The organism is Sulfurimonas sp., assembly GCF_026196735.1.
Lineage (GTDB): Bacteria > Campylobacterota > Campylobacteria > Campylobacterales > Sulfurimonadaceae > Sulfurimonas.
In genome coordinates this window covers 93,665-111,511 of record NZ_JAPHUF010000010.1, presented here as the reverse complement: position 1 = coordinate 111,511, position 17,847 = coordinate 93,665, and the positions used below count along the sequence as shown (strand labels likewise).

The window sequence follows — 17,847 nt, the reverse complement described above, 5'->3', positions numbered from 1 at the left end:
TTATCTCGCCAACAACTGTAATAAAGAATCAATTATCTTATTTTTATTGAAGGTACTATTTGTTAAATGTTCACAGTTTTTTGTAAACTCTTGTATAATCTTTTCATCTGCATTTATACATTTCATAAAAGTCTCTTTTATTTCAGAAATATCACTTGGATTAGCACAATAACCCAAATTATTGTCTCTTATTATATCTGCTGCATCTCCATTTATAACAGCTAAGATAGGTTTTTTTGCCGCTATATATGTTTGTACTTTAGCTGGAACCGTTAATGAAAATATTGGTTTATCAATCAAAGACACAATTAAAAAATCGCTAGAACTAAAATATTTATACATCTCTTCTCTTGGTTTTCTACCCCAAAAAACAATATTTTTAAAATTATTTTCATTAACTAAGTTTTTTAAGTCTTCAAAATAGGATCCATCTCCTATTATATTTAACTGGGCTTTCTCTATATATTCTGACCCTAAACCTCCAAATGCTTTTATAATATTATCAAGATTTTGTACTTTTCCTATATTGCCTGCAAATGTAAAGTGTATTTTTTTCTCTTCACTAAATTTAAGCGGTACTAAATCTTCATTAAATTCATCAGCCCAATTCGGCAAATATTCTATCTTTTTATCATTTTCAACATATGGACTAACTCTATCTATAAACCCTTTTCCAGATACTGCAAAATTAGAACTATTTCTGTAAACAAATTTTACAAAACCATCTAAAATAAACTCTAAAATCTTTCTTTTTTTAAAACCATAAGCATACACACTGTCGGGCCATACATCTTGTATCCATAATGTCACTTTTTTATTGTAAATTTTTTTCAGTAAAACTGCCGGCACCATACCTGTTAATGCACCAACATCAAAACCAAATACATAATCATATTTTTTACCAATTTTTAGGCTTACTATGCTACCCAGCATCATAAAAGTAAAGTATTTTAATAGCTTTTTAAATAAGCTTACTTTATATCCTGTAACAGTCTTTACTCTGTAAATATTTATACCCTCGTATGTATCTTTACTATACCATTTATTATCATAATTTTTATATATTTTCCCAAATGGATATGTAGGATTTTGTGTCAAAACATCGACATCATATCCTTTTTCTTTCCACTCAATTGCTATCTCATTTATTTTAAACTCTTCTGGGTAAAAGTATTCTGTTACTATAAGAATTTTTTTCTTCAATAGTTATCTTTTTTTCTATAATTTAAAAACAACATCACTGTCTCTTTCTTTTTAATTGGCAATAGCAGCCATGAATACCAAATATAATATATGCTCATCAATAAAAATACTAAAAATTTTATCATAAATAATTCCACATATATAGCTACAATAAAAGCAATAAGAATATTAGGCAAAATAATTAATAAAAAATGCTTTTTTTGTATATCAAAATTCAGGCTTACCTTGCCATCGCTTTTATCAACTATTTGTTTAGGAAGATATAGTACCGAAGTAAGAATTATGGCTATAGACATACCTATAGCCACACCTACCAAACCTAAAAAATAAACTGCTACCAAAGAAACAAATAGACTGACAATCACTTCCATCCATCGTATACTAACTACACTTTTAACTTCGCCTATACTATATAAAATAGTTATATAAGAGTTTACATAGCCTATAAAATAAAAAAATATCCCAATATAAAACACATACCAATTACCTATAAAGAAATTTTCAGAGCCTGTCCATAAAGTCATTACATCAGACATAAAGTAAAGTGTTCCCATCCAAATAAAACCACCTACAAATGGAAATAATAAAAGCATCATAGAAAAAGTATCATTCATCCTTTCCCATGCACCTTCTGCAAACAACCTACCGTATAAAGGAGCTAGTACAGTATTTAAAACAACTAAGGCATAAAATATGTATATATAAATTTTCATTGTCAAACTATATACTGCCACATCCTGCAATGATAGCATATGACTAATTAAGAAAATACCTGTTCCCCAAATAATAGTTTGAGTCATTGAAACTTGAAAAAAAAGAAAACCACTTGCCAGTAAGCTGGAAATATTATAACTCTCATTAACTACATTATCTTGTAGATATTTATATTTTACAATTAAATGAATCAAGGCAACAACGGTTACTAATAAATCCAAAAAACCTGCTAAAAAAGCAAAAGAGACTATATCCATGCCAAAATATACAACAATCAATATCAATAAAAAATTTATCAACAAATTTAAAATTTTATAAATCTTTTCTAAATACACTACATGTAGTCCAATAAAAATAGAAAGACTAAGTTCTGCAGGAATTTTTAGTAAAGCAAAAATTATTAAAATAAAAAAAACACTTAGCACATTTTCTCTGCTTAAATCATATACATCACCTAATATAAATCGCCAATCTTCTATAAAAATATTTATTAAAAATATTAATCCAATAATAAAAACTACAATTAAAACTAGAATTAAAAAACTCTTTTTAATTATCCATTGATTAAAAGATTTATCTTTACTTTTAGCTAACAAAGCAGCTAGTGATTCCGGTAAGCCAAAACGAATATTATTTAAATATGTTATTAGTCCATATATTAACATCAGTAAAGCAAAATAATCTGCTTGAAAATAATTTAAGAGTAATGGTGTCGTTAAAACACCCGTTATTAAATATACAAATATATATAAATAACTAAAAGAGATTCCTTTAAAAAAAGTATGCTTATATTTTGGCATTTACAATTCTCTCATTTTTACTTTCTAGAGTTAAAACGGCTAATATCATTCCCAACATAATTCCAACATAAGGATTTGAAATGTTTATTTGAATTAAAGCACCAACAATTATAATAAACATTAAGAAATACGAAATCAATTTATACTCTTCATTAACACCAGAATATATTTTCATAATTAAATAATAATAGTAAATAATAGTTAAACCAAAGAAACTAAATATTTCTAACAACTCATTGTGAAAGGAGCCTACTGTTTCCATACGATGTTGGCTCATAAAAGGCAATATAACATTTAAAAAACTTAAATCATTAAAATACTTATAAGCCAAAATATTTCTTGTAGCTAACGAACTATCATTAAAATTGAAATCTACTAAGCCTATAGCTAAACTTACACTTATACTTATCAACATAAATAAATAAAAGTATGTTTCTAATTTAAATTTTGTTGTTTTATAAAAAATATACAGTATTGGTATTAAAACAATACCATATGAAAAGAGTCTTGATCCTGTAGCTGCAACAGCTAATATTGATATAATTAACAAAAACAGTGAATATGATTCCATTATTTTATTTTTAATATTATTTATCGATAATATTACGGCAAGATAATATATAAATGGGAAATAATCCAAATAATTGTAAATCATAATTGAACGAAAAACATAATGCTGAGTATTAAATTTATACTCTATAAAACTATCTAAAATACTTGAAATAGTTGGTACAATGGCAGGCTTAAGTGAAATATATAAGTGGTATATGTCAAATATAAACTTTATAATAATTACACTAAATAAAGCCAAATACATTACTTTATATACATTTTTTAAAGTATTAAGAAGATTTTTAAAAATATAAAATGAAATTACTGGTATAAACATCCCAAATCCAACAATTACAGCTCTAGTTGTTCCATTATATAGATTTAATAATGTATAAAGTCCAATTAAGCCAAACAAAATTAAAAGTTTTTTATTTTTCAATAATTGTTTTAAGTATAAAATGCTTATTAAACATAATAAAATTAATGATATTGGAATAGATGGTCTAAAATATAAATTACCAACCCATGCATCAAACTTGAAACCATTAGAAAAATCTAAACTTAAAAATATTGGACTGAATATAATAATAAAAATAATGTATATGAAATACCCATTACTTTTATTTAATATTTCTTTTTTATCATAAAATATGCTTCTATCCATCTTGCTTATACCACAAAGACAATACTTTATTAGCTCCATAAATTATAAATATATTTAAAAATATTGAACCAAACAGAAGATAACTCTGGGCAGGAACATATCCAAAGTGAGTATAACGATATGCAATTACTTGAGCTATTAACGCAGCAAATATTATATTATTAGCACTTAATCTATATGAAGCAAGCTCTATCAAGCTAGCTAATAATCCTAATGATAGTAATACAGCAAATAAAAATATTATTGACCCAGAGTAATAGAAAAAAGCAATAAACCCTGGAAGTGATATATGATGATGCTTACTCATATCAGTATTTAAATATGGTGAATTAATAAGATTCAAATCATAAAAACTAGTTTTATGCTCATCATACTTTTCATTTGCAGCTTCTTGCAACAAGCTCCATCCTCTCCTTGAACTCATAGACACTGCCAGCATTCCCTCAATACCAACCCATCGGTCTAAAAAAAGAATTTTTATACCATTGGTACTTTGATTAATATTAATGCTAGTAATGGTATTGGTATTATTTCTTAAATTATTAACTAAAACAACTGAACCTAAAAATAGTACTACAAATGTTATTACTATTATAAGGAAAAACTTTTTATTTGTTTTTATACGATTAATTTTTATATTTTTAATCATACCAAAACCAAGTGCGCTTGTATTTAAAATCATTCCTCTGCTTAGAAGAGAAATATTTGTAATACACGCTTCTATTAAAGTCAATACAGGAACAAAATATGTTACTTTTCTTTGTAAGCTAAATTCATACTTCAAAATCAGAGCAGCAAAAGATGATAAACCAAAAAGGAGTAACCATTTATAAATACCGTTAAGTCCAAAAGGAAGTACAGTATGTGTTATTCCTCCTCTTTGGTAAATGTCAAGATAAAAATTGCTTAATGCGACAAAAAGAAATAAAAAAGTATATGCCAGTAGTATTTTTTTTCTATGATCTATATAAAATAAATAAAGAGCACTGGTTTCTTCTTCTTTTGTATCTGGATACTTAAATATAAATCTTTCTCTTACATAACTTGCGATTATTAATGCTAAAAAAGCAATACTTGACATAAATAAAGCATTATCAAAAGTCTCTCCAGAAATAATTACACCACGAAATCCTTCGGAGAATTTACTATCTAAAAAGACAATTCTTACGGTTGCTTTAAGCCAAAATCCCAACCATAAAAAAACACCTATAAAAGTATCAAAGAAAATTGCATTTTTTCTAAAACCAAAATATAATAGTAGATTGGAAGTAATTGTAAATAACAAAAAAATATAAAATTCTCCAGCATATTTATCAACAGCTAAAACAGTAAATATAGTTATGAATACAATAAATGGTAAAAGAAAATGTAATGGTATCATTATAAAACACTTTTATATTGACTGTACATATCATTACTATGTATATTTTCAACCATGTTCTTAACCATCTCATCATAACTTGGTATTACATAGTCAATCTCTTTTCTAGTATCTATAAAACTCTTATCAACTTCTTTATCATCAACAGGAATAATTTCAATTTCTTTTTTAGTATATTTTTTAAATAAATTAAGTAAATCATATTTATTTATAGATTCACCATTAGTAACATGATATAAGCCTGTTATTTCATTTTCTATAGCCCATTTTATTGCCTTTGCAAGTTCTAATGTAGTAACTCCTGACCAAATAGCTTTCGTAAACCCATTTATAGTTCCCGATTGATTCATAAACCAGTGAAATAAACCTTCAGCATTAGTTTTCAACTCAGGACCAATGATTGATGTTCTCAATGTTACATTGTAGTTGTCAATTATTTCGCCCAAAATTTTAGTTTTTGCATAAATATCCTGCCCATCCCTTTTGTCTGTTTCAATATAGTTACCTTTTTTACCTGAAAATACACAGTCAGTAGATACATGAATTAACTTTGCATTAAGATTGTTTGCAATATCTTTTAGTAAATGGGGTAAATAAGCATTGATATATATTGCATTAGTAAAATCATTATTTGAGCTATCTATTAATATACCTATACAGTTAACAATATAATCTGGCCTTATTTTATTAATCGTCTTCATAAGCAAATTCTTATTAGTAACATCTAAAATAATCGTTTCTTTTCTAAGCTTATTTCTAAATGAAATATCTACAATATCATATTCATTAAATTTTAAAAAATAATTCACTACCTGATGCCCGAGCATCCCGGTAGAACCAAGTATTAAAACTTTTTTTTTCATACTAGTATTTTTTCCAAACAGTTCTATTTATATAATCAATATAGCTTAGAATTATTCGTACAACTTTTTTTGAAACATTATTGGTATTATAATCTTTAATTAAATGCATACTTTCTTCAGCATTTTGCTTGGTTACAATCTCTATAGAATTTAATATATTTTCACTTGTAAGTCCAGACATTATTAATGTGCCTTCATCCATACCTTCAGGTCTTTCATGTGCTTGTCTTATTGTAATTGCAGGAAAACCTAACAGTGATGATTCTTCAGTAATTGTCCCACTGTCAGATATAGCACAAAAAGCGTTCATCTGTAACGATATGTAATCAAAAAAACCTAAAGGTTTCATAAATTCTATCAATTCATTAAAATCTTTTTTTTCTAAAGATTCAAGTTTTTTTCTAGTTCTTGGATGTGTGGAGACTATAATTCTTTTATTATATTTTTTGGCAATTTTATTAAGAGAATCTAACAAGTTATTAAAATTTTCTTCTGAATCAATATTCTCTTCCCTATGAGCGCTCACTATAAAAAACTCTTTTGGCTTTAAACTTAGCTTATCAAGTATTTTTGAATTTTCAATATCCTGTTTATAATACTCTAAAACTTCAAGCATTGAAGAGCCTGTTTTAATTATTGTTTCTGGTCGTATACCTTCATCAATCAAATACCTTCTGGCATGTTCAGTTAAAGTCATATTAATATCACTAAGCTGATCCACAATTTTTCTATTTATCTCTTCTGGTACTCTTTGGTCAAAACATCTGTTACCTGCTTCCATATGAAAAATAGGTATTTTTCTTCTTTTAGCAGAAATCACAGATAAACAACTATTCGTATCGCCATAAAGTAAAACTGCGTCAGGTTTAAGTTCTTCAAACAACTTATCAGATTTACTAATTACATTAGCAATAGTTTTAGCTGCATTATCTGCTGCTGCATTTAAAAAATAATCTGGTTTTTTGATCTCCATATCATTGAAAAACACTTCATTCAACTCATAGTCATAATTTTGTCCACTATGAACTAATATGTGATCAGTATATTTTTCAAGTTCAGAAATAACTCTGCTTAGCTTTATAATCTCCGGACGAGTTCCTACTATGGTCATCACTTTTTTCATTAAATTACTCCAAACTCTTTTAAATCTTTTTGAATTTCCCTAAGAGATAGCAACATCTGTTTCATCTCCCCTTCATCAAGTTGATGAGTATTATGAGAATGATAATCTGAAGTTTCAGTTATAACTTCACCCTCTTCAAAGTATTTGCCATAGTTTAAATCCCTAATATCTGCAGGTATTCTATAATATTCGTCCATATCAACAGCATGGACCATTTCTTCTCTTGTTAAAAGTGTTTCATATAATTTCTCACCGTGCCTTGTACCAATCACTTTAATGACTTGTTCTTCTTTATTCAACATGTTTTTTAAAGTATTTGCTAAAAGTTCAATAGTTGCAGCAGGGGATTTTTGTACAAATATATCTCCATTTTTACCATTTTTAAAAGCAAACATCACCAAGTCAACTGCATCATCCAAGCTCATCATAAATCTAGTCATGTTTGGATCTGTAATAGTTATCTCTTGATTGTTTTTAATCTGCTCTATAAACAAAGGTATTACAGAACCTCTACTTGCCATAACATTTCCATATCTTGTACAACAAATTGTAGTTTCACTATCATTAAGATTTCTTGATTTAGCAACAGCAACTTTTTCCATCATTGCTTTACTGATTCCCATAGCATTTATAGGATATACCGCTTTATCAGTACTTAATACTATTATTTTTTTAACTTTGCATTTTATAGCTATATTTAAAACATTTTCTGTGCCTACTACATTTGTTTGTACCGCTTGCATTGGGTAAAATTCACAAGATGGCACTTGTTTTAAAGCAGCCGCGTGAAAAATAAAATCAACACCGACTAAAGCATCTTCTAAAGAATTAATATCTCTAACATCTCCAATATAAAACTTTAACTTATCATTGTTGTACTTTTTACGCATATCATCTTGTTTTAATTCATCACGGGAAAATATTCTTATTTCTTTAATATCTGTATTTAAAAAATTTCTAAGAACTGCATTTCCAAAAGAACCTGTTCCGCCTGTGATAAGTAATATTTTATTTTTAAACATCTTCTGTAACCTTTTTACATAACTTTAAATATTCTTCTGCCCTTTGCCTTGATGAAGGTAATTCTTCAACAATTGATAAAGCTTTTGACACCATTGTTTGATACAACTCTTTATCTAAATAAATTTTTATTATCTGTTTCATAACATCATCAACATCATACGGATTAAAATAAAGTGCTGCATCTTTGCAGACTGAAGTTGCGAAAGAATAACCTGATGTTAAAATGGGTTTTTTCATCACCATAGCTTCAGGATATGATGCTGTAAAACTTTCAATCAATGTTGGTAAAAACAATGCATCTGCTTTTGAATATATATATGGACACTCTTCAAGTTTTACAGTTCCTAAATTAATAATATATTCCTTTGATTTTTTAAATTTACTTTCTATAACTTCATTTGGTAATGTTAATATAAACTTTATGTGTAAGTCTTTTTCTTTTATAATTTCAACTAACTCATTTATTATATCCAATTTCTTGTGCGGATAATAAGCTGAAATAGTAACAAACCAAAATTCACATGCTTCCTTTTTTGGCAATAAGTTTAAATCTTTAATTTCTTTTTCAAATATAGAATGATATTTACTAGAAACAACACTTATCTTTTCTTTAGGCTTGTCTATAAATTTAGATAACCTATTTTTCATATCCACTGTTTGCACAACATAAAGGTCTGCATTCTTTTTTAAAAGAAATTGATGATACAATTTAATTAAATTAAATTTTAATTTTTCAAAACCCTTCATTTTTTGCATATAGGGCAAATCTCCATACAAGTACAATCCATTAGCAAAACCCATAACATGTCTCGATTTTGGTTTCCAATATGTTGGTCCAAAAACTGAAAAAACACAATCCGGTTTTATTTCAGCTTCCATTCTATTTAAAAGACTAATTGTTTTATCAAATACTATGAGCCTACTAGGATTATCAAAATTATAAAACTTAAAATTATGTGGAAACTTTTTTGTATTAACCTCTTCTTTCATAGATGGGGATAAAAAAACATGGTACTCATTTTCATTAAACTCTCGACACTCATAAATAAATGATATTGCTACTTGAAGTGCTCCACCAATTTTAAGATTTGTTGCATTAATTATAATTTTCATCTACTAACTAAGCTTATTAAACAAAAAGTTTTTAACATCCAAAAGTTTTTCCGTATCTACAATTTCACCTAGCAGTGTTACATCTGCTACAGAGGCTTTTATCTCATCTCTTTGGATGTTATTAATATCCATAACAACACCTCTGCTTTTTAGACTATTTATAATGTCAATTACCCTCTTCCCATTTCCGCTTGCAACATTTAGAATAGTAGGATATTTTGTTCTATTATAAATCAATACTTTATAAATATAAACAACATCATCAATATTGATATAATCTCTAATCGCTCGTCCGCCATTAATAATATTTAGTGTCTTCTTATTCAAACAAGAATCTTTGATTTTACTTATAACAGAAAACTTATCATCTCCACCATACATATTAAATACTCTTGCAATTGTATAGTTAATCTGATTTTTTGCACAAATTCTTTTTATTAATTCTTCATTAGAAATTTTCAGTGCTGCTTGCAAACTCATTGGTTTAACTTGATCATTTTCTGAACAAAACTTATTGTTACCATATACGGAACTGCTGCTTGTATAGATTAATTTATTAATTACAATATTATTATTTATTAAAAATGATAATATGCGAGAAGTGTTCAAAAGAGACTTAATAATATAGTCATCAAAGTCATTATCATCATTCAACAATACTGAAGCTTGAAAATTATTTAAAATTATATTGACAACACCACTGTTGCAATACTTCAAAATAGACTCCAAATTATTGTCAATTTCTGAAGAAGAGATTAATACGCAATCATCAAATTGTTCAAATATTTTTTTTGAAAGATTACTTCTTTTTCCTATAATTAGTGTCAATGAATACCTTTAACTTTTATCATATCTATAATACTTTTTGGCAGAAATAGTTTGACTGCTTTTCTAATAAATTGATCAATATACAGATATAGATAGTAAATATTATACTTTAATGAAAAACCATTATCATTTACTATTTGATGCATTTGGCGTATCGATTTAAACCTGTTGCCATCAGATAAACCATTTACATCCATTATAGAAATTATATTATTGATGTACTTAAACTTTTTATTTTTCTTAAATGTATTATAAAAAAATTCAAAATCTCCTGCTATATCATAGTTAAGTCTATATTTATGCTCTTTATGATAATCACTATGTATAAAAGAGCTCTGATGAGAAAAAATCATACCCTTCCACATACCGTTAATGCTTCTTGCTTTTTCAAATCTTTGAAACTTACCATAATCTACAATAAGGTCTCCATACAAGACATCTGCATTATCAAAATTTTTATTATCTTTAAATATGCTATTACAAGTTTTATTTTCATAAAACTTATCGCCAGCATTCATGAAATTAATCCAATCTCCACTTGCTATGTCAATTCCTTTATTCATGGCGTCATAAATACCACTGTCTTTCTCACTAATCCAATAATCAATACTGTCTTCATATTTTTTAATAATATCAATTGTTCCATCTGTAGATCCCCCATCTACAATAATATATTCAATATTTTCATAACTTTGATTTATCACACTTAATATCGTCTCTTCAATGTATTTTTCAGCATTAAAAACTACTGTAATAATTGATATTAGTGGATTATCAACTGCTTTTTGCATTACTTAAAACTTCTAATAACTTTTGAATTTTTTTCTTCTTCTATTAATATATCTAATATATCAAAAAATGACATGTCATATTCCCATCCCAAAATATTTTTTGCTTTGCTATTATCTCCATATATTTCTTCAATTTCATTTGGTCTAAATAGCTTTTCATCCTCTATAATAAGATTCCTATCTAGGTTCATTCTATCAAATACAAACTCTACGATATCTCTAAGTTGTATTGACTTTCCTGAACATATAATAAAGTCATCTGGAGTGTCTGCTTGTAAAATTTTCCACATTGCTTCTACATATTTTGGTGCAAATCCAAAATCTCGCTTGACATCAAGATTACCAAGCCTTAAATTTTTTATTTTTTTATTTTTTATCTCTAATGCGCTTCTGATAACTTTTTTAATAAAAAAATTGTCACTTCTTAAATATGACTCATGATTAAATAAAACACCATTAGAAGCAAATATATCATAAGATTCTCTATATGTTGATATCATAAAATATGAAGACATTTTAGAGATACCATATGGGCTTATGGGATGCATTGGAGTCTCTATATTAATAGGCATGTTTTTAACTCTACCATACATCTCACTGCTTGATGCTTGATATAACCTTGTGTCAGGACTAAATACTCTTAGGCATTCTAGTAAGTTATTTACTGATGTAGTGTTAAACGAAAATGTTCCAATTGGCTGCTCAAATGAAAGTCCAACTGAACTTTGAGCAGCTAAATTATAAATTTCATCTGGATTATATTTTTTTATTATGCGAATAACATTCGTCAAATCTAGAAGATCAACTTCTTCAATTAGTACATCATTTTCAATTCCAAGATACTCTAAACTTTTTGTATTTGCACATCTGTAACTTCGAACTGTTCCAATCACCTTGTAACCATTTTCTAATAGAAGTTTAGCCAAATAAGGTCCATCTTGCCCACTAATTCCAGTAATTATAGCTGTTTTCATTGTAAGATACTTTCATAAATTTTTTTAGTTTCTAGCGCTGTTTTTTTCCATGAAAAATGCTTAAGTCTTTTTCTTCCTCTTTCTACTAAGTCATCTCTTAAATTTTTATTGTATAGGACTTCAGAGACTGCACTAAAGATTGATTCTTCATCATTTGGATCGAAATATTTTGCTCCATCTCCAGCAATCTCCGGTAGTGAACTAGTATTACTACATACTAAAGGACACTCACATGCAAATGACTCGAGTATAGGAATACCAAACCCTTCATATAAAGAAGGAAAAACAAACATTAATGCATTATTATATAGTAGTTGCAATTTACTATCATCTAAGTCAAATTGATGTACCTGATGATTGATATCTAATGTAATAAACATTTCGTTCTCTGATGTTTTAAATTTTCCACCACCCGCACAAACAATCGATAATTCTCTATCTTCATTTAACAGTTTTGATATACTTTTTATAAATTTATCAAAATTTTTATATCCACCCCTAGAACCAACAAAAAGTATATATTTTTTCGGTATCTTGAGATTAGAATTCTGATTAGTATTTGAAATCATAGAGTTACCAAGATAGACTACTTCAATCTTTGATGCTTCTAGACCAAATAATTCAATTAGATCTCTTTTAGTACTTTGGGAAATGGCAATAATTTTTGAAGCTTTTTCTACTAACATTCTTTTTTGTTCAGATGTTTTATCTTCTGTTGAAAATGTATCGTTAAACCTCTCATGAATCATGTCATAAACTGTAAGAACAAATGGTTTGTCTCCTATATAACTCAAAAAATATGGATCGTAGTATGTAGGGTGAAAAATATCAAAGCTTTGCTTACTTATCTGATAAACAGAATTAGTTTTGTTAAATAGATTCATAAATCTCTGTTTTCCTCTAAATTCACTGTCTGGAAAGAAAGAAATATGTTTTACATCATTTTTCGATGATATATAATGGTTATTTGAAAATATAAGAGAAGTAGAAGGTTCTATACCTTCCATATGATTAAACTCTTTTATTAATTCATAAAAATACCTTGAGATCCCACCATACTTTTGCAGTGTGAATATTTGGTGATCAAACAAAAGTTTCATCATTTTAGCTCATTAATATTATCAAGTAAATATTCCTTGGATTCTTTTATAAAATCCTCTAATTTATTATTTATATCAGCATAGTTTATTCCAGTATTATACATATCTTCAACACTCTTTTCTTTATTATAAATAATTGAGTCTAAATTAAATTTATCTAAAAAATAAACTAATTTATTTTTTCTATAGGGGGTTAGCTCTAAAATAAAATTTCTTCGAAACTTAACTGAAAACATTGTACCATGGAACATTGTTGTTACGATAAAGTCTGCATTTTTCATATAAGACATCCATGTAAAAGGATCAATCCCAATAATATTTCTATCACACCATTTATTTTTATATCCTACGGAAAGTAATTGTTTATTTTTATTGCGACTAAGCGCTATAGCCTCTTTTATAATAGTATCTGAAAATCCAGCACCATATACTAAAATATAATTAGATGTACTAATAGCCGGCAAATCATTAAATTCAATTAAAAATGTAGGATCTACTGTCATAATAGGCTTTTTAGATAAGTTTTTTTCTATTATACACTTTGAGTTGGTATCTCTAACTGATATACTACTAAAACTGTTTAAACATTTTTTAACGTTTTCATTCAATGCCTCATCACAGTTTACAGTACCAAAACTTGCAGCATAAGAAATTATTTTTTTAAATTTTAAGCTTTTTGAGAAATAGACTTCATCTAAACCAAATAATGGATTATTATAGTTCCAAATTTCATCACTACCAACAATAATAAGATCATATTCATCTGTATTGCTAACATCAAATGTAAATTTTGAGAACTTTAATTTATCATGCTCTTTTTTAAACTTAAATATTTTTATGATATTAGTAAATAATGTAACAGGATTCTTTGTACACAAAAAAACTTTATACTCTTCCCACCAATGTCTAAAATTTTTATAATTTATTATTTCATTCTCAATACCCTGACTTAATAAAAACTTATGTTGTGAATAAACTTGTAAGTATGCTCCAAAGTTAAATCCGTCGTGAAAGGTTAAAATGCCTATTTTCATATAAGTCCTATTTTAAATGTTTGATAATTTTAGCAGGGTTTCCACCAACAAGGGTGTTATTTGGTACATCTTTTGTCACAACACTACCAGCAGCTACAACTGACCCTTCACCAATATGAATACCTTTAAGTATTATAACATTCATACCTATCCAAACATCATCTTCTATTGTTATTTTTTTTATATTCACATTTTCCCAGTTTGGGGGCGTGCCATTAATTGCATTAAGAACATCATCTTTTCTAAGTTTGTAATCTATCGAGTGAGAATCATGATCTACTATCGCACAACCATAAGATATTAACACATTATTACCAATACTAACACCACTAGCAACAGATATTAAAGAGTTATTGATAGATGAATTATCTCCAAATATTACTTCACTATCATTTTTTGAAAAATCTATAATCCCTCTTATAAAAGAATTTTTTCCTATATTCAACTTACATCTGTCAGATAAAACACCAACTCCAAAACTTATATTTGGTATCACTTTTGAATTTTCACCTATTTTTAATTCACCTACTGTTTTAATTCTTCTATATATAAGTAATCTTCTAATAAAACTAATCAGCATTGAGTATTCCTATTATTTCATTTTCTAGTTTCATTTCTGGATTTATACTTTTAAGATCTAAAATATATTTATATACTTCTTCACACCCTTTTCCTCTATTAACAATACAATTCATTGTTTTATCTGAAAATGGTTGTGATTCAAAATCAATATCAAAGAACTTACACGTTAGTTTATTCAAAAATTTATTATTAATCTCTTTTTTAAATCTATATGTTTTACGAATTAAATAAAGAATTACTTTATATATAACATTAACTTGAGCGATATCACTATAAATATCACGAGTTGCAAATAGACTACCTAAGTTAGGCAACACATGTTCTTGGGTGTCTCTTCTGTTTACACTTACATTTTTTATCTTATTTTTAATTGAACTCAAGTTCCCTTTAACAAGTGAGAACTTAGTACTCAGCACTATGCTACTATCTATTTTAAATTGAGTATTTCTAAATGAGAAGTCAATATCTTTTTTATAAACTGTTTTTATATTTCCATAGTTATCTAAAATATCAACACTAATCAAATTGTCAAATACTTCATTGCCATATGAGCCAGCATTCATTAAGACCGATGCTCCAATACTTCCCGGAATTCCAACAAGCCCTTCAAAGCCAGTATATCCACTCATTGAAACAGTTTTTGCCACAGTTGGCAAGTAAGCACCGCACTCTGCTATCAAATACTTTTCATCCTCTATCATGATATTATTTATATGCTTAGTAAAAATAAATAAATTGGCTACAAAACTATCTAAAAACAGACAATTTGTTGTTTTACCAAATATTTCAAATTTAATATTGTTTGCTCGAGCAAAATTTACGATATCTTTTAAACTATTAATAGAATCTGGATATACAACAAGTTTAACAACTCCACCTGTTTTAAAATAAGAAATTTTACTCAAGCTAACATCTTTTTTGAATGAAATACTGTTAATATCTAAATAATTTTCTAAATTTTTATTAATCACTTAAATATCTTTCTTTATACTGTATTTCACCCAAAAGAGTAAGACTATCATCATTCAAGAAATTCACCCAGTTTGCTAGATACTCTTTATAATTTTCTTCAAACTTTTCTAACTTTTCTATTAAAATGTCTGCTACATTATCTTTATATGGATTTAATGGTAACTGTTTTGGATCTGTAACAAGGTATTCTTCCTTAAATAAATCCTCTTTTTTAAATCTCAACTCATCACCTAACTTATAAAAAATTGAATTGAAATACATAAAGTATATTAACTTGCTTTTTCTTATACTGACATCATCTAGTTTCTTTAAGTTATGTATATTCGCAATTGCTTTTTCATATTCATCTACCTTGTCAATTTCGTTTACAATCCCAAAACCTGATGCACCAGCATGATCTTTACCTGCTAGTATTACAGGTATTCCAAATCCAGGAAATTCAAAAGAAACACTACCCCTAATAGTTATTATGGCATCTATTAGGTCATGATTGTCTTTCATATCTAAGTTATCAGGCCACAATTTTATATTTTTTAAATTTAAATCATTATATACATCTATAATTGTTGGCGTGTATTTAAATGCATATTCTCTTGGATGTGGTTTTAAAAATGTAATAATATTTTTATTTTTTTCACACAGTATCAAAGTTTCACGTAACCATACGAGTATATCTCTGTAAGTTTGTCTACGACCGTCTGAACCAACAATATTATCAATTAAAACATGAGAAGATATCACAACTATTTTTTTACCACTATTCTTATACTTTAGCACCTCTATTCGCTCTTGGATATCAGTAATAGTTTTTGCAACCTCAAAATTAACACTATCATGCGTTTTTACTGTTTGATTCATAACATTATCAAAAAAAACTTCTGCTTTTTTAACTAACTTCTCTCTCTCTAAACTTTCTTTATATAGTTTTGTATTCATTATTGAATAAAAATTAAAAACTGCATCATCTGGGTATAATTTTCTGGCAAGTATACCCATATAATCACCACTTAGCAATATTGGCTTAGAACCAAATCTTTGTGACACTCTTCCTATTAAGGCATTGCTAATATAACAGTTATGATTTAAGATAGTATACTCATATTTATTAGATTTAAATATATCAACATAATAGCAATAATAAAAAAAAGCTTCATTTATTTTTCTAAAATATTTTAAATTTATTTCATCAATGGATGGCTGTTCTTCTCTTCTATTATAAGAATCATATATTAAATCTCCGACATATACATTATCTATATACATATTAAATAATTTATTTACACTAAAATAATTTGGTATATTTATAAGATTTAATAACATCATTTTTGGTAAATACTTTAATATCTTATATTTCTTTGGCGTGAAAAAATTCACAGCGTTAAAACTATATATTTTTTTTAATTTACCTTGATTGTTGCCTATCTGATAATCTATATTATAACCCAACTTATTCATTGTTATGGTAAATAAAGCACTACTGTATATATAACCTGGGATTTCAGCACCTAATATATCAAAAAAAATTCTTTTACCACTATCTTGATTTTTATATTTCGAAAATTTTTTTAAATACTCTATAAATTTATCTAATTCCACTATTAATTGTCCTTAAAAACTTAAATAAAGGGTCACCCTTCATGCATATAATGTAACTAAATTTTATTAAAATTATGCTTATTGTTAAACTCTAGATATTTTTCTATAAATTGTTTCGTTCTAATTGGTGCTGCCATATTATTCAAATGATAATATGAATCATAAAAATATTCTTTTGGATAAAAAAATCTGATGGTCTCCCAATTACATCTATTTTATTAATTTTAAAATATTTTATTAAGTCATTAAAGTAATCTTTGTAAGAAGTCTTTAAATATGATTCATGAGTCATAATATTTGGAAAAGTTATGAAAAATTTAATATTATTATTTTTACACCATTTTGAAAATTTTTTTATCTCTAATAGTCCTCTTGTTTCATAAAAATTATCTTCTAAATGAAAAGCTTTATAATAATCATGTTCATATATATTTTTCTTGCTTCCTTGCTTGTACATATGATCACCATTTTTATTTAAACTGTTTGAATTAAAATTTGTCTACTTTATTGGGGTCATTCCAAATATCATAAAGT

General features: G+C 26.9%; 17 protein-coding genes. All 17 read right to left on the bottom strand.

Annotation, left to right across the window (positions count from 1 at the left end; genetic code table 11):
- A complete protein-coding gene (locus tag OQK60_RS06050) occupies nt 1–1,203 on the bottom strand; it encodes a glycosyltransferase family 4 protein (RefSeq protein ID WP_297685134.1) in 1,203 nt (400 codons plus the stop codon).
- The gene (locus tag OQK60_RS06045; protein ID WP_297685132.1) at nt 1,200–2,717 is read right to left on the bottom strand and encodes an oligosaccharide flippase family protein; all 1,518 of its coding nucleotides are present in this window, start codon (nt 2,715–2,717) and stop codon (nt 1,200–1,202) included. The genes OQK60_RS06050 and OQK60_RS06045 overlap by 4 nt, the downstream gene beginning before the upstream one ends.
- The gene (locus OQK60_RS06040; RefSeq protein ID WP_297685130.1) at nt 2,704–3,933 is read right to left on the bottom strand and encodes a hypothetical protein; all 1,230 of its coding nucleotides are present in this window, start codon (nt 3,931–3,933) and stop codon (nt 2,704–2,706) included. The genes OQK60_RS06045 and OQK60_RS06040 overlap by 14 nt, the downstream gene beginning before the upstream one ends.
- Nucleotides 3,926–5,314, bottom strand: a complete 1,389-nt coding sequence (locus OQK60_RS06035) for a hypothetical protein (RefSeq protein ID WP_297685128.1) — start codon at nt 5,312–5,314, stop codon at nt 3,926–3,928. Before OQK60_RS06035 ends, OQK60_RS06040 begins: the two co-directional genes overlap by 8 nt.
- Complete coding sequence (locus tag OQK60_RS06030) at nt 5,314–6,177, bottom strand: SDR family oxidoreductase (RefSeq protein WP_297685126.1); 864 nt, start codon at nt 6,175–6,177, stop codon at nt 5,314–5,316. Before OQK60_RS06030 ends, OQK60_RS06035 begins: the two co-directional genes overlap by 1 nt.
- Before the next feature lies 1 nt (nt 6,178).
- Entirely contained in the window at nt 6,179–7,288 is a 1,110-nt protein-coding gene (wecB, locus tag OQK60_RS06025) for a UDP-N-acetylglucosamine 2-epimerase (non-hydrolyzing) (RefSeq protein WP_297685206.1), read from the bottom strand.
- A gap of 11 nt (nt 7,289–7,299) precedes the next feature.
- The gene (locus tag OQK60_RS06020) at nt 7,300–8,322 is read right to left on the bottom strand and encodes a polysaccharide biosynthesis protein (RefSeq protein WP_297685124.1); all 1,023 of its coding nucleotides are present in this window, start codon (nt 8,320–8,322) and stop codon (nt 7,300–7,302) included.
- On the bottom strand, nt 8,315–9,436 hold the full coding sequence (locus OQK60_RS06015; protein ID WP_297685122.1) for a glycosyltransferase: 1,122 nt from the start codon (nt 9,434–9,436) through the stop codon (nt 8,315–8,317). The genes OQK60_RS06020 and OQK60_RS06015 overlap by 8 nt, the downstream gene beginning before the upstream one ends.
- Before the next feature lie 3 nt (nt 9,437–9,439).
- Nucleotides 9,440–10,264: an NAD(P)-dependent oxidoreductase gene (locus OQK60_RS06010; protein WP_297685120.1), complete on the bottom strand. Its 825-nt coding sequence runs from the start codon at nt 10,262–10,264 to the stop codon at nt 9,440–9,442.
- The gene (locus OQK60_RS06005) at nt 10,261–11,055 is read right to left on the bottom strand and encodes a glycosyltransferase family 2 protein (protein ID WP_297685118.1); all 795 of its coding nucleotides are present in this window, start codon (nt 11,053–11,055) and stop codon (nt 10,261–10,263) included. Before OQK60_RS06005 ends, OQK60_RS06010 begins: the two co-directional genes overlap by 4 nt.
- Nucleotides 11,055–12,029 (bottom strand): GDP-mannose 4,6-dehydratase, encoded by a 975-nt coding sequence (locus OQK60_RS06000; RefSeq protein WP_297685116.1) that lies wholly within the window; start codon nt 12,027–12,029, stop codon nt 11,055–11,057. The genes OQK60_RS06005 and OQK60_RS06000 overlap by 1 nt, the downstream gene beginning before the upstream one ends.
- Nucleotides 12,026–13,132 (bottom strand): glycosyltransferase family 1 protein, encoded by a 1,107-nt coding sequence (locus OQK60_RS05995; RefSeq protein ID WP_297685114.1) that lies wholly within the window; start codon nt 13,130–13,132, stop codon nt 12,026–12,028. The genes OQK60_RS06000 and OQK60_RS05995 overlap by 4 nt, the downstream gene beginning before the upstream one ends.
- On the bottom strand, nt 13,129–14,163 hold the full coding sequence (locus tag OQK60_RS05990) for a polysaccharide pyruvyl transferase family protein (protein ID WP_297685112.1): 1,035 nt from the start codon (nt 14,161–14,163) through the stop codon (nt 13,129–13,131). Before OQK60_RS05990 ends, OQK60_RS05995 begins: the two co-directional genes overlap by 4 nt.
- A gap of 7 nt (nt 14,164–14,170) precedes the next feature.
- Complete coding sequence (locus OQK60_RS05985; RefSeq protein WP_297685110.1) at nt 14,171–14,743, bottom strand: acyltransferase; 573 nt, start codon at nt 14,741–14,743, stop codon at nt 14,171–14,173.
- Nucleotides 14,733–15,716 (bottom strand): FAD-binding protein, encoded by a 984-nt coding sequence (locus OQK60_RS05980; RefSeq protein ID WP_297685108.1) that lies wholly within the window; start codon nt 15,714–15,716, stop codon nt 14,733–14,735. Before OQK60_RS05980 ends, OQK60_RS05985 begins: the two co-directional genes overlap by 11 nt.
- Nucleotides 15,709–17,313 (bottom strand): hypothetical protein, encoded by a 1,605-nt coding sequence (locus OQK60_RS05975; RefSeq protein WP_297685106.1) that lies wholly within the window; start codon nt 17,311–17,313, stop codon nt 15,709–15,711. Before OQK60_RS05975 ends, OQK60_RS05980 begins: the two co-directional genes overlap by 8 nt.
- 142 nt (nt 17,314–17,455) lie before the next feature.
- Nucleotides 17,456–17,770, bottom strand: a complete 315-nt coding sequence (locus OQK60_RS05970) for a hypothetical protein (RefSeq protein WP_297685104.1) — start codon at nt 17,768–17,770, stop codon at nt 17,456–17,458.
- Between the last annotated feature and the right edge of the window lie 77 nt (nt 17,771–17,847).

Bases quoted from the DNA above. Each gene is read 5' to 3' on its own strand.
- OQK60_RS06020 (WP_297685124.1), bottom strand. From the start codon at position 8,322: ATGTTTAAAAATAAAATATTACTTATCACAGGCGGAACAGGTTCTTTT.
- wecB (WP_297685206.1), bottom strand. From the start codon at position 7,288: ATGACCATAGTAGGAACTCGTCCGGAGATTATAAAGCTAAGCAGAGTT.
- OQK60_RS05990 (WP_297685112.1), bottom strand. From the start codon at position 14,163: ATGAAAATAGGCATTTTAACCTTTCACGACGGATTTAACTTTGGAGCA.
- OQK60_RS06045 (WP_297685132.1), bottom strand. From the start codon at position 2,717: ATGCCAAAATATAAGCATACTTTTTTTAAAGGAATCTCTTTTAGTTAT.
- OQK60_RS06030 (WP_297685126.1), bottom strand. From the start codon at position 6,177: ATGAAAAAAAAAGTTTTAATACTTGGTTCTACCGGGATGCTCGGGCAT.
- OQK60_RS06000 (WP_297685116.1), bottom strand. From the start codon at position 12,029: ATGAAAACAGCTATAATTACTGGAATTAGTGGGCAAGATGGACCTTAT.
- OQK60_RS06035 (WP_297685128.1), bottom strand. From the start codon at position 5,314: ATGATACCATTACATTTTCTTTTACCATTTATTGTATTCATAACTATA.
- OQK60_RS06040 (WP_297685130.1), bottom strand. From the start codon at position 3,933: ATGGATAGAAGCATATTTTATGATAAAAAAGAAATATTAAATAAAAGT.
- OQK60_RS06005 (WP_297685118.1), bottom strand. From the start codon at position 11,055: ATGCAAAAAGCAGTTGATAATCCACTAATATCAATTATTACAGTAGTT.
- OQK60_RS05995 (WP_297685114.1), bottom strand. From the start codon at position 13,132: ATGATGAAACTTTTGTTTGATCACCAAATATTCACACTGCAAAAGTAT.
- OQK60_RS05970 (WP_297685104.1), bottom strand. From the start codon at position 17,770: ATGTACAAGCAAGGAAGCAAGAAAAATATATATGAACATGATTATTAT.
- OQK60_RS05985 (WP_297685110.1), bottom strand. From the start codon at position 14,743: ATGCTGATTAGTTTTATTAGAAGATTACTTATATATAGAAGAATTAAA.
- OQK60_RS06015 (WP_297685122.1), bottom strand. From the start codon at position 9,436: ATGAAAATTATAATTAATGCAACAAATCTTAAAATTGGTGGAGCACTT.